22 protein-coding genes and 2 pseudogenes are annotated in these 18,002 nt (G+C 44.9%); 5 read left to right on the forward strand and 19 right to left on the reverse strand.

Annotated elements, in window-relative coordinates; all coding sequences use genetic code 11:
- Window positions 1-127 precede the first annotated feature (127 nt).
- Together K6984_RS33900 and K6984_RS16345 are read right to left on the reverse strand one after the other, a co-directional pair.
- Window positions 128-256, reverse strand: a complete 129-nt coding sequence (locus K6984_RS33900; RefSeq protein ID WP_263458727.1) for a hypothetical protein — start codon at window positions 254-256, stop codon at window positions 128-130.
- 27 nt (window positions 257-283) lie between these two features.
- Window positions 284-508 (reverse strand): hypothetical protein, encoded by a 225-nt coding sequence (locus tag K6984_RS16345; protein WP_221896497.1) that lies wholly within the window; start codon window positions 506-508, stop codon window positions 284-286.
- Between K6984_RS16345 and K6984_RS16350 the strand changes: the two genes are divergently transcribed.
- Window positions 498-644 carry a hypothetical protein gene (locus tag K6984_RS16350; RefSeq protein ID WP_221895996.1) on the forward strand — a complete coding sequence of 49 codons (147 nt, stop codon included), beginning with the start codon at window positions 498-500 and terminating at the stop codon, window positions 642-644. The two genes, K6984_RS16345 and K6984_RS16350, sit on opposite strands and share 11 nt — an antisense overlap.
- Before the next feature lie 198 nt (window positions 645-842).
- Here K6984_RS16350 and K6984_RS16355 read toward each other — a convergent pair whose 3' ends face one another.
- Both K6984_RS16355 and tnpC read right to left on the reverse strand, forming a co-directional pair.
- Entirely contained in the window at window positions 843-1,061 is a 219-nt protein-coding gene (locus tag K6984_RS16355) for a hypothetical protein (protein ID WP_221896498.1), read from the reverse strand.
- A 134-nt stretch (window positions 1,062-1,195) separates the two neighbouring features.
- Window positions 1,196-2,291: pseudogene (gene tnpC, locus K6984_RS31250) on the reverse strand (IS66 family transposase); the annotation flags it as partial.
- Between the two features lie 471 nt (window positions 2,292-2,762).
- On the opposite strand from tnpC, the gene K6984_RS16370 reads away from it, so the two are divergent.
- Both K6984_RS16370 and K6984_RS33905 read left to right on the forward strand, forming a co-directional pair.
- Window positions 2,763-2,960, forward strand: a complete 198-nt coding sequence (locus K6984_RS16370; protein WP_221894617.1) for a hypothetical protein — start codon at window positions 2,763-2,765, stop codon at window positions 2,958-2,960.
- A 74-nt stretch (window positions 2,961-3,034) separates the two neighbouring features.
- Window positions 3,035-3,169 (forward strand): hypothetical protein, encoded by a 135-nt coding sequence (locus tag K6984_RS33905; RefSeq protein ID WP_263458781.1) that lies wholly within the window; start codon window positions 3,035-3,037, stop codon window positions 3,167-3,169.
- A gap of 121 nt (window positions 3,170-3,290) precedes the next feature.
- Here K6984_RS33905 and K6984_RS33910 read toward each other — a convergent pair whose 3' ends face one another.
- On the reverse strand, window positions 3,291-3,419 hold the full coding sequence (locus K6984_RS33910) for a hypothetical protein (protein ID WP_263458691.1): 129 nt from the start codon (window positions 3,417-3,419) through the stop codon (window positions 3,291-3,293).
- Between the two features lie 28 nt (window positions 3,420-3,447).
- Between K6984_RS33910 and K6984_RS16375 the strand changes: the two genes are divergently transcribed.
- Window positions 3,448-4,362: a transposase gene (locus K6984_RS16375; RefSeq protein ID WP_221896501.1), complete on the forward strand. Its 915-nt coding sequence runs from the start codon at window positions 3,448-3,450 to the stop codon at window positions 4,360-4,362.
- A 3-nt stretch (window positions 4,363-4,365) separates the two neighbouring features.
- On the opposite strand, the gene purD is transcribed toward K6984_RS16375, so the two are convergent.
- From purD to K6984_RS33915, 12 genes and pseudogenes are all read right to left on the reverse strand, one after another.
- Window positions 4,366-5,640: a phosphoribosylamine--glycine ligase gene (gene purD / locus K6984_RS16380; RefSeq protein ID WP_221896502.1), complete on the reverse strand. Its 1,275-nt coding sequence runs from the start codon at window positions 5,638-5,640 to the stop codon at window positions 4,366-4,368.
- Between the two features lie 118 nt (window positions 5,641-5,758).
- Entirely contained in the window at window positions 5,759-7,318 is a 1,560-nt protein-coding gene (gene purH, locus K6984_RS16385) for a bifunctional phosphoribosylaminoimidazolecarboxamide formyltransferase/IMP cyclohydrolase (protein ID WP_221896503.1), read from the reverse strand.
- 25 nt (window positions 7,319-7,343) lie between these two features.
- The gene (locus K6984_RS16390) at window positions 7,344-7,595 is read right to left on the reverse strand and encodes a helix-turn-helix domain-containing protein (RefSeq protein WP_221896592.1); all 252 of its coding nucleotides are present in this window, start codon (window positions 7,593-7,595) and stop codon (window positions 7,344-7,346) included.
- 5 nt (window positions 7,596-7,600) lie between these two features.
- Window positions 7,601-8,611, reverse strand: coding sequence for a tRNA dihydrouridine synthase DusB (gene dusB / locus K6984_RS16395; RefSeq protein ID WP_221896504.1), 1,011 nt, complete (start codon window positions 8,609-8,611; stop codon window positions 7,601-7,603).
- Between the two features lie 118 nt (window positions 8,612-8,729).
- The gene (locus K6984_RS16400; protein ID WP_221896505.1) at window positions 8,730-9,518 is read right to left on the reverse strand and encodes an EcsC family protein; all 789 of its coding nucleotides are present in this window, start codon (window positions 9,516-9,518) and stop codon (window positions 8,730-8,732) included.
- Window positions 9,519-9,526: 8 nt separating this feature from the next.
- The gene (locus tag K6984_RS16405) at window positions 9,527-10,324 is read right to left on the reverse strand and encodes a sulfite exporter TauE/SafE family protein (RefSeq protein ID WP_230988134.1); all 798 of its coding nucleotides are present in this window, start codon (window positions 10,322-10,324) and stop codon (window positions 9,527-9,529) included.
- A gap of 1 nt (window position 10,325) precedes the next feature.
- Window positions 10,326-12,779, reverse strand: a complete 2,454-nt coding sequence (locus K6984_RS16410; protein ID WP_221896506.1) for a heavy metal translocating P-type ATPase — start codon at window positions 12,777-12,779, stop codon at window positions 10,326-10,328.
- Window positions 12,780-12,793: 14 nt separating this feature from the next.
- Window positions 12,794-13,408 carry a hypothetical protein gene (locus K6984_RS16415; protein WP_221896507.1) on the reverse strand — a complete coding sequence of 205 codons (615 nt, stop codon included), beginning with the start codon at window positions 13,406-13,408 and terminating at the stop codon, window positions 12,794-12,796.
- Between the two features lie 167 nt (window positions 13,409-13,575).
- The gene (locus K6984_RS31255) at window positions 13,576-13,878 is read right to left on the reverse strand and encodes a hypothetical protein (RefSeq protein WP_230988135.1); all 303 of its coding nucleotides are present in this window, start codon (window positions 13,876-13,878) and stop codon (window positions 13,576-13,578) included.
- Window positions 13,879-13,948: 70 nt separating this feature from the next.
- Window positions 13,949-14,116, reverse strand: coding sequence for a heavy metal translocating P-type ATPase metal-binding domain-containing protein (locus K6984_RS16425; RefSeq protein WP_221896508.1), 168 nt, complete (start codon window positions 14,114-14,116; stop codon window positions 13,949-13,951).
- A 754-nt stretch (window positions 14,117-14,870) separates the two neighbouring features.
- A pseudogene (locus tag K6984_RS16430) lies at window positions 14,871-15,948 on the reverse strand (IS3 family transposase); the annotation flags it as partial.
- 152 nt (window positions 15,949-16,100) lie between these two features.
- Window positions 16,101-16,229: a hypothetical protein gene (locus tag K6984_RS33915; RefSeq protein WP_263458596.1), complete on the reverse strand. Its 129-nt coding sequence runs from the start codon at window positions 16,227-16,229 to the stop codon at window positions 16,101-16,103.
- Between the two features lie 186 nt (window positions 16,230-16,415).
- On the opposite strand from K6984_RS33915, the gene K6984_RS16435 reads away from it, so the two are divergent.
- Complete coding sequence (locus K6984_RS16435) at window positions 16,416-16,778, forward strand: hypothetical protein (protein WP_221896510.1); 363 nt, start codon at window positions 16,416-16,418, stop codon at window positions 16,776-16,778.
- A gap of 438 nt (window positions 16,779-17,216) precedes the next feature.
- On the opposite strand, the gene K6984_RS16440 is transcribed toward K6984_RS16435, so the two are convergent.
- On the reverse strand, window positions 17,217-17,405 hold the full coding sequence (locus tag K6984_RS16440) for a hypothetical protein (RefSeq protein WP_221896511.1): 189 nt from the start codon (window positions 17,403-17,405) through the stop codon (window positions 17,217-17,219).
- Window positions 17,360-17,920, reverse strand: coding sequence for a hypothetical protein (locus K6984_RS16445; RefSeq protein WP_221896512.1), 561 nt, complete (start codon window positions 17,918-17,920; stop codon window positions 17,360-17,362). Before K6984_RS16445 ends, K6984_RS16440 begins: the two co-directional genes overlap by 46 nt.
- Window positions 17,921-18,002: the final 82 nt, after the last annotated feature.

Consider the following 18,002-nt stretch of genomic DNA (forward strand, 5'->3'; position numbering starts at 1 on the left):
GAGCGGACTTTGAAGACATGAAAATTACGTACAGAATCATCAGTGTTCCCATTGAAAGAAGAAGTACCTAAACCAGGCGCGCCATGCTACCTCACGAAATTCCGGGACTCCTGTCGCCGTAATTCGTTCACCTACGCTGAAAATCCTGGAAACGGAGCTTTAGCGAAGTGAAGATTTTTAGTCCGCGATAGCCGTAGGGCCGTTGTTTTGTCGGAGTCTGAGCGTTAGCGAAGGTGGAGACAAAATAAAAGGCCATCCGACACGGCGTCAAGTCATTTGGAGCCTATGTTCCGACCCCTTGTTGGGTCGGGACAAGGTGACGAGGACGAATCGGGGCCGCCGGAGGCATAAGTGGTCGCGTTAAGTTTTTGCTGCTTGCTTGGGCTGGGATGCCCAAAACAAGCTTTCGCAAAAATAGCGACTCCCCGACGCAGCGAATAGGAGATGCCCCAGCCGCCCTGCGTCCGCCACAGACTTGAGCACAAAGCAGCTCAGTCATGGCTACCACAAATGGCTCTACGGCTATTCGGGATAAAATTTTAGCCCTCCCTCGCGCGCTATCGCGCACTTCGGATTGGCAAATTTCCCTGCGCCTTCTGGAGACTATCAGCCCGTCCGGGGCTGACAGCGAAAGCAGCCTATAACCTACCTGAAGGTAGCACCACTCGAATATTTCCATCTTTTTGATTTTAATCACTTATAACAGCAAATAGACACTCTGTAGGCACCGTAAAAAAACAACAAATAATTTCAAACGCTGAAAATCATGGAAACGGAGCTTAGCGAAGTGGTGATTTTTAGTCCCTGATAGGCGACAGGGCAATTCGCTGATTCGACGTGTGCTAGCAGCACGCGAGAGGAGCAAGAATTGCATTCCGAATAGCCGTCCAGCCAGTGAGGTAGTAATGACGAAGCGGCTTTTGTGCGTACGCTGTCAGCCCCGGACGGGCTGATAGTCTCCAGAAGGCGCAGGGAAATTTGCCAATCCGAAGTGCGCGATAGCGCGCGAGGGAGGCTAAAATTTTATCCCGAATAGCCGTAGAGCCATTTGTGGTAGCCATGACTGAGCTGCTTTGTGCTCAGTCTGTGGCGGACGCAGGGCGGCTGGAGCATCTCCTATTCGCTGCGTAGGTGAACGAATTACGGCGACAGGAGTCCCGGAATTTCGTGAGGTAGCATGGCGCGCCTGTTTAGGCTTATCGGGTGGTGGGCATTCGATCTCCGCTTTGCCAAGTAATTCTCTGTATTGTACCTTCCATTTTTCTGCTTCTTTATGTAGTAGCATGCCACCTGCTTCATTGACGGCATCATTCATTTTTTCAAGTAGTCGTTTCATTTCAAGCGCCCACTCCTGTTTATCCTGCTCCCAGGCGCGCGTTAATTCCCTCAAATGATGTGCATTACAAAGCGAATGAGTACAATCATATTTATAGTAGGGCTTCCAATGATCATGACATAAAATCCCATGAAAATGGGGTAAAATACCAATGTCATTCATTGCCTCTGTGCCACGTTTGGCATGGGGAAAGAAGTGTGTCCACTGAACATTGGAGGCCCCATGTAGCCAATGGCGCTTACCATTAATATTAATGCCTGTTTCATCCGCATGAATGCACGCTGATTCGACTAAGTGTTCTTTACTGATAGTTTCAAACCCAGCCAACTTCTCATAGGCCAGTTCATTGAAATTATAGATAGAGCCTTCACTAATCGGCATACCTAATTGATCAGCGAAATACTCCTGTATTCGGTTGTAGGGCAATAACTGATATTGCGAAAGATAAACCACATGGGCTTTTATCCCATTACCATATTGCGCAGCCTTAGTAACCTCATCTGGAAAAGGAGCGATAAAACACTGACCCTTTTCCATTTATCAACCGTTGCGCCTGGTATTCTGTCACTACCCTTGAGATATCAATATCGAATACCTGGCGTGTTTCAAAGCCATCTGCCGTGTATCGCCCTTTTGGCAAGGTACGGCGATCAATGGTAATGATCTCGATTTCATCCGAGTCATCTATTTTTTGAAGTGTCGTGCCGACATGCGATTTTTGTCCGCCAGAAGGCTTATCTGATTTTTTTCGATTCCCTTTTTTACGGTTGGGATCACTTGCAGGTGGTTTACTGCTATTTTTGCTGTTCAGTGTCACTCGATTGAGTAATACCGTGACTAATAATAGAATCACTTCCAGTGCTGATTTTAGCGCAGGCGATATATCACGCTCAGTTTCAAGTAACTGTTTGGCATGACTGATTGCGGAATCAACATCGATGAAGTCTATTTTCAAAGGGTAACCTGTATTGCTTTAAGGACAGGCTTATTATCTCATGGGTTTTAAATCCCGAATTTTCCTTGTTTTAAGCGATTGTAAGGCGAATAAAAAAGTTCTTCGAGGTCGTAGATGTTTAAGGGGACATTTTGTGATGACTATAGCGATAGAAGCAATAAAGCGTGGATTAATCGACTGTTGGGCAGTTTACTAAAAATCACAAAAACCAGACTAAAACCCTGTCACTCGATGTTCAAGTTTTCAGCTATAACTGGGCTAAGAAAAGTAAATTTTTCCGGCTTTGTTTTATAGGTGATTGATTTACAATGATGTTGATGCTTTCTTTGTCAGTAAAATTATCAATAAAATCAATCAGTTAAAAAACTTGAACATCGAGTGTCAAGAACTTTTTTAATTATTCAGGCGCGCCATGCTACCTCACAACATTCTGGGACTCCTGTCACCAACATTCATTCGCCTACGCAGCGAATGGGAGATGCCCTGGTCGCCCTGCGTCCGTCTCAACTACTCAACTACGCACAAAACCCTGCTCAGTTAAGTCTACCTCAAATGGCTGGACGGCTATTCGGAATGCAATTCTTGCCTCCCTCGCGCGCTACTAGCGCACTTCGGATCAGCGAATTGCCCTGTCGCCTACCAGAGACTAAAAATCATCACTCCGCTTAGGCTCCGTTTCCCTGATTTTAAGCGTACGCTGAGTAGTTACTTTTAAATCACTGAAGTCGCATAGACGAACAAGTATGCTTGAGGCATTTGAACAGCAGAGCTATCATCTTCACTCTGAAACACTGCTGTCGCAAGGCATTGATTATCTTAAAGCATTCCCTGAACTTGACGAATACACCATCGCTGAAAATCAGGGAAACGGAGCCTAAGCGAAGTGATGATTTTTAGTCCGCGATAGCCGTAGGGCCGTTATTTTGTCGGAGTCTGAGCGTTAGCGAAGGTGGAGACAAAATAAAAAGCCATCCGACACGGCGTCAAGTCATTTGGAGCCTATGTTCCGACCCCTTGTTGGGTCGGGACGAGGTGACGAGGACGAATCGGGGCCGCCGGAAGCATAAGTGGTCGCGTTAAGTTTTTGCTGCTTGCTTGGGCTGGGATGCCCAAAACAAGCTTTCGCAAAAATAGCGACTCCCCAAAGAAGCAGCGGATGGACATTTTATTGATCATGCCTGCCATACTGAAAAAAACAGCAAGGGGAAAGTTTATGCGGCCGGGGGGGATTTACGCGTTGAATCTCAGAAGTGGGTTGCTCAGATTTCTTTGTCTGGTGACAAACGGAACTCAGAGGCATCAAGAAATACCTGTGTTACGAGATCATATTGAAAAGCAAAACAAGGGAAATAACAGCTCTCAGAAACATCTCTATGTCTACGATAAAGCCGTCACCGACTTTGTCTGGTGGGATCGGCAGAAACGACATGCTAATTACATGATTTCAATGCTAAAAGAAAATTCAATTGCGACTCTGGTTGAGTCTATCCCTTTTGACTCCCGCCATGAGATCAATACAGGGGTTGAAGCATACAGTGTGTACGAAAACAAGGGCATCAAATTTAACGTGGTGGATTACCGTGATCCAGAAACCGGAAAACTTCACCGGTTTGTGACAACCTTGCCAATGACTATTAACCCTGGAACCATTGCCATGCTGTATTTCAAGCGATGGACGATTGAAAAGACATTCAATAACACTAAAAGTAATTTCAAGGAAACTAAAGCTTGGTCTTCCAATACCCGCTCACTTGAAAATCAAATGCGCCTGACTGCAATGAGCTATAATTTAATGCGCGTGTTTGAAGAGATTTCAAAAATACAACAGCCAGAATTGATTCATCCATCGGATAAAAAATATAGCGAGGCTCTGGAGATTAGGCAGCAACAGGCCCAAAAACGAGATCGTTTTGTGAATCCATTATTTTTCCAGGCAAGAATATCTCGTATCAGCCCGTATACCATTCGGGCAGTTCAAAACGCAATAATAACAGGAATGTCTTTACAGTGCTTTATGAGCTCTCTTGTGGCGAGGTTAGTTTCACGGCCTCAATTGATAGGGGAACACTGATGATTACTTTAGGGCTTTAAAGCCGATATCGGTGCGGTAATAGACTTTATTCCAGCAGATTTTGGACGTTAACTGGTAGGCTTTTTCCTGTGCCTGCTGGATATTATCACCAAGTGCACAGGCACATAAAACGCGGCCACCTGCAGTAACAACATTGCCGTCGACTAAGCGGGTACCAGCATGAAAGACCTTGCTGTCACTGGTTTGTATTTTGGGTAAGCCGCTGATTATATCTCCTTTAGGGTATTTGTCTGGATAGCCTCCGGCGGCTAATACGACACCCAGGGCACTGCGTTCGTCCCATTCGGTACTGATATTGGCCAGGTGCTGAGCCAGCGCTGCTTCACATAGTTCCACCAGATCACTTTTCAGGCGCATCATAATCGGTTGTGTTTCCGGGTCGCCAAAGCGGCAGTTGTATTCCAGAACTTTTAGCTCACCATTCGGCTTAATCATTAAGCCGGCGTATAAAAAGCCGGTATAGGGCATACCATCATCGGCCATGCCTTTTAAGGTTGGGTTAATCACTTCATCCATCACCCGCTGATGAATTTCAGCAGTGACAATTGGGGCAGGGGAGTAGGCACCCATACCACCTGTGTTAGGCCCTTTATCGCCATTGTCGCGCGCTTTATGATCTTGCGAACTGGCCATGGGCAGAGCCTGCTTGCCATCGGCTATTACGATAAAGCTGGCTTCTTCTCCGCTGAGAAATTCTTCAATAACCACGCGGCTACCCGCTTCCCCAAAGCTATTGCCAGACAGCATATCTTCCACTGCCACAATCGCTTCAGCTTCGCTTTGGGCAACGATAACGCCTTTGCCTGCGGCTAAGCCATCGGCTTTAACCACGATGGGGGCGCCTTTGCTGCGGATATAGTCTATGGCTGCTTTGGTCTCTGTAAATGTCTGGTATTCTGCTGTAGGAATATTATGCCGTGCCATAAAGTCTTTGCAGAATTTTTTCGAGCCTTCAAGTTGTGCCGCTTTTGCACTAGGGCCAAAGCACTTTAATCCAGCTGCCTGAAAGGCATCGACTATGCCTGCAACCAGTGGTACTTCAGGGCCAATAATAGTTAAGCCGATTTTTTCCTGTTGCGCAAAGTTCAGTAAGCCAGTGATATCTTCAACTTGTAGGTCTATATTTGTAAGCCTGGATTCTAACGCTGTTCCAGCATTACCAGGGGCAACATATACCCTCGCGACTTTAGGAGATTGACTGGCTTTCCAGGCTAGGGCATGCTCACGACCGCCACCACCGACTATAAGAATTTTCATAAAGATACGAGAGGTTTTTAGATAAGAATTTCAACCTGTAGTGCGTGGCTTTAGCTCGCCATTCTTTAGTGATTAGCGGGCTAAAGCCACGCACTACAGGGTAATGATATGGCGTTATTTAATGTTTAAAATGGCGCATGCCGGTAAATACCATGGCGATATTATGCTCATTCGCGGCATCTATCACTTCATTATCGCGCATCGAACCACCTGGCTGAATCACTGCGGTAATACCCGCTTCGGCAGCAGCATCCAGGCCATCTCTAAAGGGGAAAAAAGCATCTGAAGCCATCACTGAGCCAGGTACTGTTAAGCCTTCATCAGCTGCTTTTATGCCTGCAATTCTAGCAGAATAAACTCGGCTCATTTGTCCGGCACCCACTCCGATCGTACGTCCACCTTTACAGTAGACGATAGCATTGGATTTAACAAATTTGGCGACTTTCCAGGCAAATAGTAAGTCGCTTAATTCCTGTTCGGTCGGCGCGCGCTTGCTGACGACTTTAACTTCAGCGGCGCTGATCATGCCGTGGTCCTTGTCCTGTACAAGCAAGCCGCCTGATACACGTTTATAGTCGAGGCCAGGTTCGTTGCCGCTATTCCATAAACCACATTCCAGCACCCGCACATTTTGTTTTGCAGAGAGCACTTGCAGTGCAGCAGGACTGATCGTCGGCGCAATAATGACTTCAACAAACTGACGCTTAATAATCTCGGTGGCAGTGGCTTCATCTAGCTCACGGTTAAAGGCAATGATGCCGCCAAAAGATGAAGTAGGGTCTGTAGCATAGGCCAGGTCATAAGCATCCAGAATGGAGTCTGCCTGTGCGACACCACAGGGATTTGCGTGTTTGACAATTACGCAAGTGGGCTTGTCTTCAAATGACTTAACGCACTCTAGTGCGGCATCGGTATCAGCGATATTATTATAGGACAGCTCTTTACCTTGCAGTTGCTTTGCCGCTGCAATCGTGCCTGATATGGGTGATTTTTCCTTGTAGAATGCTGCATTCTGATGCGGGTTTTCACCATAACGCATGCTTTGAATTTTGTTAAATTGTAGGTTCAGCGTTGCGGGAAATTCCTGCTGGTTTACTTTCGCTAAATAAAGTGAGATAGCTGTGTCGTAGTTTGCCGTGTGCTCAAAGCTTTTTAACGCAAGATTAAAACGGGTCTGCCGTGCTAACTGCCGGTCATTATCGCGTAGCTCATTTAAGATTGCTGCATAATCGGCTGGATCAACGACAATCGTGACATCCTTATGATTCTTAGCTGCACCACGTATCATGCTAGGTCCGCCTATATCGATATTTTCAATAGCGGTTGCTAAATCACAGTCAGGCCGGGCAACGGTTTCTTCAAAAGGGTAGAGATTGACAACTACCATATCAATGGGTTTGATACCGCTGTCTGCCATCACCTGATCGTCGACACCACGACGCCCCAGGATGCCTCCATGTATTTTTGGGTGCAAGGTTTTGACACGGCCACCCATCATCTCTGGAAAGCCAGTGTAGTCAGAGACTTCGGTAACATTAATGTTATTTTCGGCTAATAATCTGGCCGTGCCGCCGGTGGATAATAATTCAATACCGAGTTGGTCGAGTTCGCGGCAAAAATCAAGTACACCGGTTTTGTTAGAAACGCTGATTAACGCGCGATTAACTTTTTTTTTCATGAAAATCTCTAAAGATAAAGGGAGGTTAGGATAGGCCGTATAAGGCAAGCTTTTTGCGTAAAGTGCTACGGCTAATACCAAGAATTTGTGCGGTTTTAGTCTGGTTATAGCCTGAATACTGCAGCGTCGCTTCGAGTAGTGGCTTTTCAACTTCAGTGAGTACCAGTGCATGCAGGTTAGTCGTCTGATGACCATCCAGTGAAGCCAGGTATTGATTAACCGCTGTTTTTACCTGAGCAGACAAGGTGATGGGCGTTTGATTATTAGCAATGGTCATTGGTATCAATACTTTATTTCGATGCTTGCAGGTCTCAATGGCAGCGTATTATTGAACAGATCAAATGCTGAACTAACAAGTGATAGCTGATTCTCAGGGGAATTTGTCTGGTAAATCGGTTGTTTTATCGCGGCTGGTAGTGAGCCTAGATGATCGAAATACCAGCCGATATGTTTGCGACCTATTCTAACACCATTCAGTGCGCCATAAAACAGATATAGTTCTTGCAGATGATGCATTAATATATCTTTTATTTTAGCTATATCAGTTTGAACCATCTGTTCACCGGTTTGCAGATAATGCTGGATTTCCTGAAAAAACCAGGGTCGTCCCTGTGCAGCACGGCCAATCATAATGGCATCGGCCGAAGTATAATCCAGCACGTATTTCGCTTTTTCTACCGAGTCTATATCGCCGTTAGCGATGACCGGAATGGCAACAGCGCTTTTTACTGCTTTAATGGTGTCATACTCTGCAGCCCCCTTAAAAGCGCAAGCGCGGGTACGGCCATGAACGGTTAAAGCAGCTATGCCGGATTGCTCTGCTACCCGGGCTATGTTGACCGCATTTCGATTGTCTTTATCCCAGCCGGTACGAATTTTCAGGGTTACCGGGATATTAACTGCCTGAACGACCTGCTGCAGAATATCGCTGACTAGGTTTTCATCGCGTAATAATGCCGATCCTGCGGCTACCGAACAGACTTTTTTAGCTGGACAGCCCATATTTATATCGATAATTTGTGCGCCACGCTGCGCATTAAACTGTGCCGCTGCTGCCATTTGCTTGGGGTTGGTGCCTAGAATTTGTACTGAACGCAGGCCAGTTTCGCCAGTATGATCGGCTTTTAACAAGGTGCGCTTATGTTTACGTAGCGCAGGGTTTGACGCGACCATTTCCGACACAGCAAGCCCCGCACCATAGCGCTTACATAAATTTCTGAACGGGCGATCGGTAATACCTGCCATAGGAGCCAAAATAAGATTATTTTGTAATTGGTAGGGACCTATCTTCATCTTAGGGTAGGGGTATTTTTTACGCGGCTGATAATGATACTACAAAAGCAGTATGAAATACTGAGTTTTGTGTGCTTACGTAGGTTTTTTTATTGTTATGCTAGGTTAAAAGAACAGTCTAGTCTTGCTGTGCAAGGTACTTTTGATAATTTAATTCTACTATTTCTGGCGTGTAGTTGCGCTCCAGTCTGCGCAATGAGAAGTGAGCATGAGCCAGGTCCTGAAAATAGCTAATAAACAATAGATTAATCGTGGCACCTCCTATAGCGCCAATCACCGGAATAGACTGGGCAGCTAATTTCTCGGAAACCGGAATACTAAAGCGTGCTGCTATTTGATTGATGGCTTTGCTGACGATCGGCGCGCTTTCCTTGCTGATGACTGGCGTGCCTAGTTGTGCTGACGCATCGGCGAGTCCCTTGGCGAGGATTGAACGAATAGCATAGTATCCAGTTTCTGAGCCGTGCTTGGTCGTATCGCTTAAGGCAAACACCTCCAGGCAGGCCATTTTAGTATTGCCATGACTCAGGTTTTCACCATAGAAACGGGCAATATCGGCAATGGAGCGCAGCATTATGGTGGTTGAGATAGGCAGCTCTACAGTGATAGCACTGAGTCCAAAAGCGCCACCCAACGCACCACTTAAGCCGGCGAAAAATTTGTGGGTCTTAGTAAAGGGGATGCTGCTTTTACGGGAATTCAAGGTAAAAATAGCGCCTTCCAGGGATTTTTCCAAAGCGGTGCGGGTAATGTCATTTAATGACAGTGCAACCTGTGCGGGAAGAATCGCAATGGTTTTTTCTACGGCACCGCCTACCGTTTTAGTGATTTTTGAGCTAAAGCTGGGGTTTTCTAATACATCGGCTGCCTGATGTAAAACTATTAGATCTTTAGGCGTGAGTTTCATTGCAAATATTAAGGCATATTATGCAGAGAATGATCCATTTCCGTGCCTGTCTCTGGTTGTGGCTGATTTTCTATGCTCATTAATTCCATAGACTGCATATGGTGCATCATTTCTGTAAAGCCGGTGTCTGAAGCAAGAAATCTTAAGCCGTTATACATGGTATTTGCGCCCATAACGATCATTAGCACAGCTGCAACTTTAAGCATTAGGCCGCGCGCTCCGGTTCCCAGTTTACCAAAGGCGAAAGTTACCACAAGCATGGTAGGCAAAGTACCAACGCCTAAAGCCAGCATCATTAATCCGCCTTCGACAGGGCTGGGTGCGGAGGTCGCATTGATTGCCATGGCAAAGGTAAGCGGGCAGGGCATCAGTCCATTTAGCATGCCGCCCATGCTTGCTCCTAGTACAGAGCCGCGCCGGGCTGTAGACATAAAGATTTTATTGAGTACTTTGGTAGGCATATATTTCATCGAAAACTGCCACGGTGAAAGTCCCACGATACCCAGAGCCAGCACAATTACGAAGAAACCGATCAGCACTTGCAGAATACCCTGAATATGGCCCAGGATACCGGTCGAAACCAGTGCAACACCGAGCAGAGCCGCGCTAATGCCGACGATAAAATACATGCTAATGCGCGCAAAGTGGTAGGCGATATAGGGCCAGACACTTTTTTTCTCGGTTTTCATAAAGAAACCAGCAACTAGTGCGCCACACATTCCTGCACAATGGCCACTGCCAAAAAAACCGGTTAATAAAGCCAGCGTGTAAACCGTGTAATCCAGGTTAGCAAAAAATTCGCTCACATTATTTCCCGTTGATGCGTAGAGAGTTGACGATCACCGAGACTGAGCTTAATGCCATCGCAGCGGAAGCTATCATCGGGTTCAGCTTGCCAATTGCTGCAATTGGGATAGCGACAGTATTGTAGCCAAATGCCCAGAATAGGTTTTGTTTGATGATTTTCATGGTATAGGTGCTGAGTTCTACTGTTTCAGCAACCTTGGAAATATCACCATTCACCAGGGTTAGGTCAGCTGACTCAATGGCAATATCGGTTCCATGGCCGATGGCAAAGCCAACATTTGCTGCTGCCAGAGCAGGGGCATCATTAATGCCATCGCCTATCATGCCGACCAGGCCGCCTTCATCTTGCAGGGTGCGTATTTCCAGAAGTTTCTGTTCGGGAGTTGCATGAGCGATAATGTTTTTTATACCCACCAGTTCCGCGATATGTTCTGCTGTTTCAGTGGTGTCCCCGGTGACCATCAGGGTTTCGATATTGAGCTGATTCAGTGCCGCAATGGCTTGTTTGGCGGATTCTCTGGGTTGATCAGCAATACCAAATATTGCTGTGGCTTTACCATTAAATGCGGTAAACACCGGTGTTTTTCCCTTTAGCCCGAGATCATGTGCCAGAGGCAATAACTCAGCAATATCAATATTGTGCTCTTCCAGCCAGGCTTGATTACCAATTAGTACCTGGTAGCGGCCTACTTTTGTTTTTAAGCCACGACCGGCAGTGACCTTGAAATCTTTAACCGGTTTAAAGTCAAAACTATGTTCCGCCTGAGCATAGTTAACAATCGCTTGCGCCAGAAAGTGCTCGGAATTATGTTCGGCAGAGGCAATATGCGTAAGTAGCATTTCGTTATCCAGCTGGCTGATATTAATAAAATCAGTGACCACTGGCTTGCCTTCGGTAATCGTGCCGGTTTTATCAAAGATAATTGCGGTTAAATGGGTTGCTGTTTCCAGGCTTTCACCATTACGGATAAATACACCGCGCTTAGCTGACTGGCCGGTGCCGACCATAATGGCGGTCGGAGTAGCTAGCCCTAATGCACAGGGGCAAGCAATGAGTAATACGGTCACCGCACTGCTAAAAGCAAAGCTAAAAGGTGCGCCGGCAATAGTCCAGGATGCAAAGGTTAGCGCTGAAATCCCCATAACGCTGGGTACAAATACTGCAGAAATTTTATCGACCATTTTTTGTACAGGCAATTTGGATGCCTGAGCATGATCGACCATATGAATTATACCGGCAAGCACGGTATCCATACCTATGGCGGTTGCCTTTATGGTAAGCAGGCCCATGCCATTGACACAGCCGCCTACAACCTTATGTCCGGGTTCCTTAATAACTGGAATACTTTCGCCGGTGACCATGGCTTCATCAACCGTTGATATTCCTTCAATCACCTCGCCATCGGTGGGGATTTTTTCGCCAGGGCGCACTAACAAGGCATCACCTAGTTCTATATCATCAATACCGATGGTGATTTCCCTGCCGTCTTTTAGTAGAGTGGCGGTTTGGGGTTGTAAATCAACCAGTTTTCTAATTGCTTCTCCGGCTTTTCCCTTGGCGTTCTCTTCCATATAGCGCCCCAGCAGAACAAAGGAAATAATACTTGCTGCTGCTTCAAAATACAGATGCCCTCTGCCTCTTAACAGCGAGGGTATGCTATAGCCATAAGCCGAGCCAACACCGATAGCGATCAGACTATCCATATTGGCCTTGCCTATTTTTGCCAGTAGCCAGGCTTTGCTAAAAAATGTTCCACCTGCGGCAAAAACCACGGGTGTTGTGAGTGCAAATTGAATCCAGTGAAAAATACGCCCCGCAGGCATAGCCATGCCGATTGCAACAACCGGTGCGCTAAGGACGCTGGCCCAGATAAATCGTTTTTTAGCGCTGGCCAGGCGCTGGTGCTCCTTTCTTATAAGCTCCTGACGCTGAGATAGCGTGTCCATTAAATTGGCGTTATAACCCACTTTTTGGATAATTTCGGCCATCTCCTGGCGTGATAAGCGCCCATTTGCTGTGGCTATTGCCGAGGCAAAGTTGACGGTGGCGCTATGTACGCGCGGATCTCGTTTTAAGGACATCTCCAGTAATAGTGCGCAAGAAGCACAACTCATGCCTTCAATAGATAAGCTAATATCCTGTATGGGAATGCTGGTGTCTTCAACTATACCCTGGTTAGGCAGGCTGATTTTTTTATTGCCTATATTGCCTAGTACCATGTCTAGTATGGTCAGGAGATTTTCTTTAGGTAAGCTTTGATGATCAAAGTACAGCGTTACCGAGCCAATTTCCGGAATGGATTTAATGGTTTTTATTTCAGGGCGCTTTTTTAAAATAATTTCAAAAATATAAGTTCGTTCCGGATCTTTTTCCAGAATAGGAACTAAAATCCGGATACGGTTTTTTAGTTCATGAACGAGCTTAAAATTTTTGGGCTGAAATGCGGAAGTCATATAAAACGAGTGCGTTATTTACTTTTAGGGGTTTTTGATCGAATAAATAAAAACATCAGGTAAAAAATGGTCAGCCATTGATAACGATACTTCAGTGGCGCCAAGATCCATTTTTTGCTGATTAATTTCCAGTGTACCTTAATTAAAAACAACACGAGAACATCATTAAAAAAGGTAATCAGGGTTTTTTCGGGATTAGTGAGAATTTCGGTTTTTTTTTTCAGCCCTAGTTTTGCCAAAATACTGATCGCTTTCGCTGTTTCTTTGGTTTCAGTGTATTTATCTTTCGCCCAGTCGGTGCCTTTCCAGTTGGGAAATTTAAGTTTGCTTGATAAGCGACTGGTTTTTGCTGTATCAGGTTTAGGCTTGAAGAAACCTTTTTTCTCCAGGCCGGTGAGCAATTGGATAAGTTGCTGTACTAACTCTTGCCGCGTAAGATTTTCTTCGGTGTAACGTATCGAGAGTTTTTGTTTATTTCTGAATAAATTAACCCGATACACACCATCAAAATTATTGATTGCATTTGCAATGAAACTAGCGACTTCATCGCTACATAAACGTTCCGGGATCTGGAATCTTACATGACCGGATGATTTATAGCGTAGGGTAATTTCTTTTTGTATAGACATGGAGGTAGTAATACGAGAAATTGGAGTGATTGTGGAAAAGTTAAAGCAATATGAGACGGATGCTATGCTTCGGCATCGTTTGTATGGTAATCCCTAGTCATAGGGCGTGGCGTAGAAGCACCGCCCTATCTTCAGTTTCTGTAATAATCAGTTTTGCAAGGGAAGATTTATTCTTGATCTTCTTTAGATTCTGCAACCATATCTTCAAGGTTCTCTTTTTGCTGTAAGACAAAGTCCTTACCTTTGTCTCCCACTGAAGTGACTGAAGAAATGATTTCTTTTCTGTACTTGTGGGCATAGTAGCCTGCGACCACACCGATACCGATTAAAAGCAGAGGATGTTTCGTAATTTTACTCATAATAGTTTTTCCTGTTTGTGCGCCTGCTGACATAACAGCACCTTTAATTAATGTATTTGAAACTTCATGCCTGGCTAGTCCGTGGTGAGCAATATGTTGTGCATGCTTCATTGTGGAGACAGCCGCTTTTTTACCATGATTGTGAGCCATATTTTAAGTCCTGTAAAATGTGAATTAATAGTTATTTATCGGCTTCGACAGGGAGCAGATTATCTTCGTTAAGCATTTGATAGATGCCTTGACAGCCTTCACAGCAAAATTCTTTTTTGCCTTCTTTTGTTGGCAGGCTAAAGCCCTGAATTTCTACAGGGAGCCCGCATAAATCGCATGATTTTTTTTGGTCAGCCATAAGTATAAATTGTAATGGTGTTTAAAACTGAAAATCACAAAAAACCTTGCAAACAGCATAAAAATATAACTGTTATTTAGTAAGGTTGAGTTGCGCTTTGAGCGCAGACTATACCAGAATTTAAGCAAAAAAGTAGAGGTTTTTTGGGTAGTTTGCAGCAATTAGCTGCTAAATCGGAGGAGCGATTAATTACAATCGGCACCAGGAAGGCAAGTTTCTGTGCGAGTTAGACCATTTCCTGAGTTGTGGTTATTACAGACTTTAGCTGATGCTTTCATCAATGCAATGCGCATGGCGCCAGTAAGACTGGAGCCTATGCCAAAGCGTGCGGCTACAGCTGGAAGTACGATAAAGGACGCAAGGGCAAGACCTGTTCCAAGCATAATAGCGCCATTTGAAATCTGAGTGTCCTGTTGTAATGATTTTTTATTGCTCATATTTTTGTATGATTAACATCAGTGTTCCCATTGAAAGAAGAAGTACCTAAACAAAGCAGCCTATAACCTACCTGAAGGTAGCACCACTCGAATATTTCCATCTTTTTGATTTTAATCACTTATAACAGCAAATAGACACTCTGTAGGCACCGTAAAAAAACAACAAATAATTTCAAATAAAGCTTGCATTTACCGAAAAAATTTTTCTAAAAATTATAATACTCCCTATTGTCCAGACCAATTTATTAAATAGTTAAGATAGCCCTTCCCTTTTTATATTAATAATTTGTTATTATTGCGCCGCAGGCGTTTTGATACTACTCTTTGTCCACATGGAGTCCGCCTGCAGGGACTCTCACGTATAGACCGTTTTTTTTATAATAAACCTCCGCTGGCGTTCGATAGTCCAAGGACTGATGAATTCGCCTGTGATTGTAAAATTCAAAATAGTCTTTCAGCCCTAAATATGCTTCATTCACTGTCTGAAAGTCATTCAGATAGACCTTTTCATACTTGACTGATCGCCACAATCGTTCAACAAAAATATTATCCAATGCGCGGCATCTGCCATCCATGCTAACACGGATTCCTTTCTCCAATAAGGGCCCTGTAAATCGATTCGTTGTGAATTGACTTCCCTGGCCCGTATTAAAGATTTCACACTGTGATGAACTTAGTGTTTCATTAAGGGCTGCTATGCAAAAGTCTGCGTCCATTGTCGTACTTAACGCCCAATTAAGTACATATCGGCTATGCCAGTCAATAATGGCCATCAGATAGACAAAACCATGCTTCATGCGGATGTAGGTAATATCCGTACTCCAGACCTGATTGCATCGCTCGATCTGCAGGTTTCTCAGTAAATAAGGATAGATCTTATGCTCTGAGTTGCCATGACTTAGTCTTGGCTTTGGATATACCGCTTCCAGCCCCATCTGCCTTAGTAACCGTCTCACTCGCTTCGGATTGACCTGGTGCCCTTGAGATCTCAAATGCTCCGTCATTTTCAAGACACCGTAAAAGGGTGTTTCGGTATATTGTTTATCCAATTCATGCATCAGCATCAGGGTATAGTCATCTATGCCAACGGGTCGGTAATATAAACTTGACCTGTTGATGCTCAACAAGCAACACTGCTTTCTGATACTTAACTCTGAATGACCTGGCTCTATCCACATTTTTCGAGTCGCAAGTGGAAGAGTCATAGATTTTTTTTAGAAAATCATTCTCTACTTTCAGTTGCCCTATCTGCTTGTACAGATCGTCAACTAAAGCCTGCTGGTCATTATCCTGTTGTTTCCTTTTAGTCGAGAATGCTTCAGGAATAACCTCTAATACAGCTTTTTTCCAATTGTTGATTTGTGTTGCATGAATACCATATTTCGCGGTAATTTCAGCCGCTGAAAATCAGGGAAACGGAGCCTAAGCGAAGTGATGATTTTTAGTCCGCGATAGCCGTAGGGCCGTTATTTTGTCGGAGTCTGAGCGTTAGCGAAGGTGGAGACAAAATAAAAGGCCATCCGACACGGCGTCAAGTCATTTGGAGCCTATGTTCCGACCCCTTGTTGGGTCGGGACGAGGTGACGAGGACGAATCGGGGCCGCCGGAGGCATAAGTGGTCGCGTTAAGTTTTTGCTGCTTGCTTGGGCTGGGATGCCCAAAACAAGCTTTCGCAAAAATAGCGACTCCCCAATCTTGTCTTTTCCCCTTTTAGTACGTCTAATAACACTTTTACTTTGGTTTGCGTACTATGCTTCTTACGATTTATGGTCATTTCTTAATCCTCAGTTTTGAGGGCAAGATTCTATCTTAAATGCTGGTCTAGTTTTTGGGGATCATTATAGTTAGCAGAGCGTCATCCTTTGTGGGCTCGTTCATGCCCAGAGTTGAAGGATATCGACTTTATTCGCCTTGGGTTATTACGCTGTATCAGTGTAGTCGATAGTGGTCGCCATTTCCTCCAAACCAATGAACAGATTTATGGCCAGCTGCTTCCCCACTCAACGTATTTTAAATCACTGAAGTCGCATAGACGAACAAGTATGCTTGAGGCATTTGAACAGCAGAGCTACCATCTTCACGCTGAAACACTGCTATCGCAAGGCATTGATTATCTTACGCTGTCAGCCCCGGACGGGCTGATAGTCTCCAGAAGGCGCAGGGAAATTTGCCAATCCGAAGTGCGCGATAGCGCGCGAGGGAGGCTAAAATTTTATCCCGAATAGCCGTAGAGCCATTTGTGGTAGCCATGACTGAGCTGCTTTGTGCTCAGTCTGTGGCGGACGCAGGGCGGCTGGAGCATCTCCTATTCGCTGCGTAGGTGAACGAATTACGGCGACAGGAGTCCCGAATTTGTGAGGTAGCATGGGCGCCTGACCCATCTCGTCACTTTCTCTTTTAAGCCATGATCATCGGTTTAGCGATTTTTTGTCGAAAAATTCTCTTTAAAATCCATGGTGTTTTTTTTGAAAGTTTTGTAGTGCCATTTATATTATTTTTGTCGATAAATTCATTGTGACTTTTGTCAAAAAAATCATCATTATTTGAGTGTAATTTACATGCGACAAAAATACTCTAAAAAATCCAACGTTTTATACAAAAACACAAAATCTGTAGTGCCAACTGGCTACTTTTTAAAATTTCAACCAATTGATTTATAACAACTACATCATCAATAGTGACGAAGATGGGCTAAGCGCCCTAAATCTCTGCCAATCATACGCTGTCAGCCCCGGACGGGCTGATAGTCTCCAGAAGGCGCAGGGAAATTTGCCAATCCGAAGTGCGCGATAGCGCGCGAGGGAGGCTAAAATTTTATCCCGAATAGCCGTAGAGCCATTTGTGGTAGCCATGACTGAGCTGCTTTGTGCTCAGTCTGTGGCGGACGCAGGGCGGCTGGAGCATCTCCTATTCGCTGCGTAGGTGAACGAATTACGGCGACAGGAGTCCCGGAATTTCGTGAGGTAGCATGGCGCGCCTGCTTTATTAATTCACCTAACTCTTTCAGCTTATCACCAGGATCTGGAAACTCTAGCAATGACGTGATGAACTCAAGCAGTACATCCATTTGAGACTTGCGCTCATAAAGCTTCCAGTCCTCAAAGAAAACCTCAACCAGCCATCTCAACGTATAGGCTTGAATAATATCTTGTGTGCGCCAAGTCAGGTCTGTCGCCACTAAATAGCGATAGTCGTTTTCACCGTCATATTTTAAGGCAATGACAAAGCGTTTTTTACTGTGAGAACTCACCTTTAATCGTGCACTGCTGACAGTCACTTTAATCTCTTTTCCGCCACGTACACGTATTATCTGATCAATGCCTTTGTTAATCGAATTAAAGTACCTGAATTCGTATAATAAGTGCATAACCCTCTGCAAGTATTGGCTAGACTAACACCTGTTGAATTAAGACAAGACATAGGTGTAAAGTAAACAGCTACCAAACAAT

The organism is Bathymodiolus japonicus methanotrophic gill symbiont (assembly GCF_019721995.1).
Lineage (GTDB): Bacteria > Pseudomonadota > Gammaproteobacteria > Methylococcales > Methylomonadaceae > Methyloprofundus.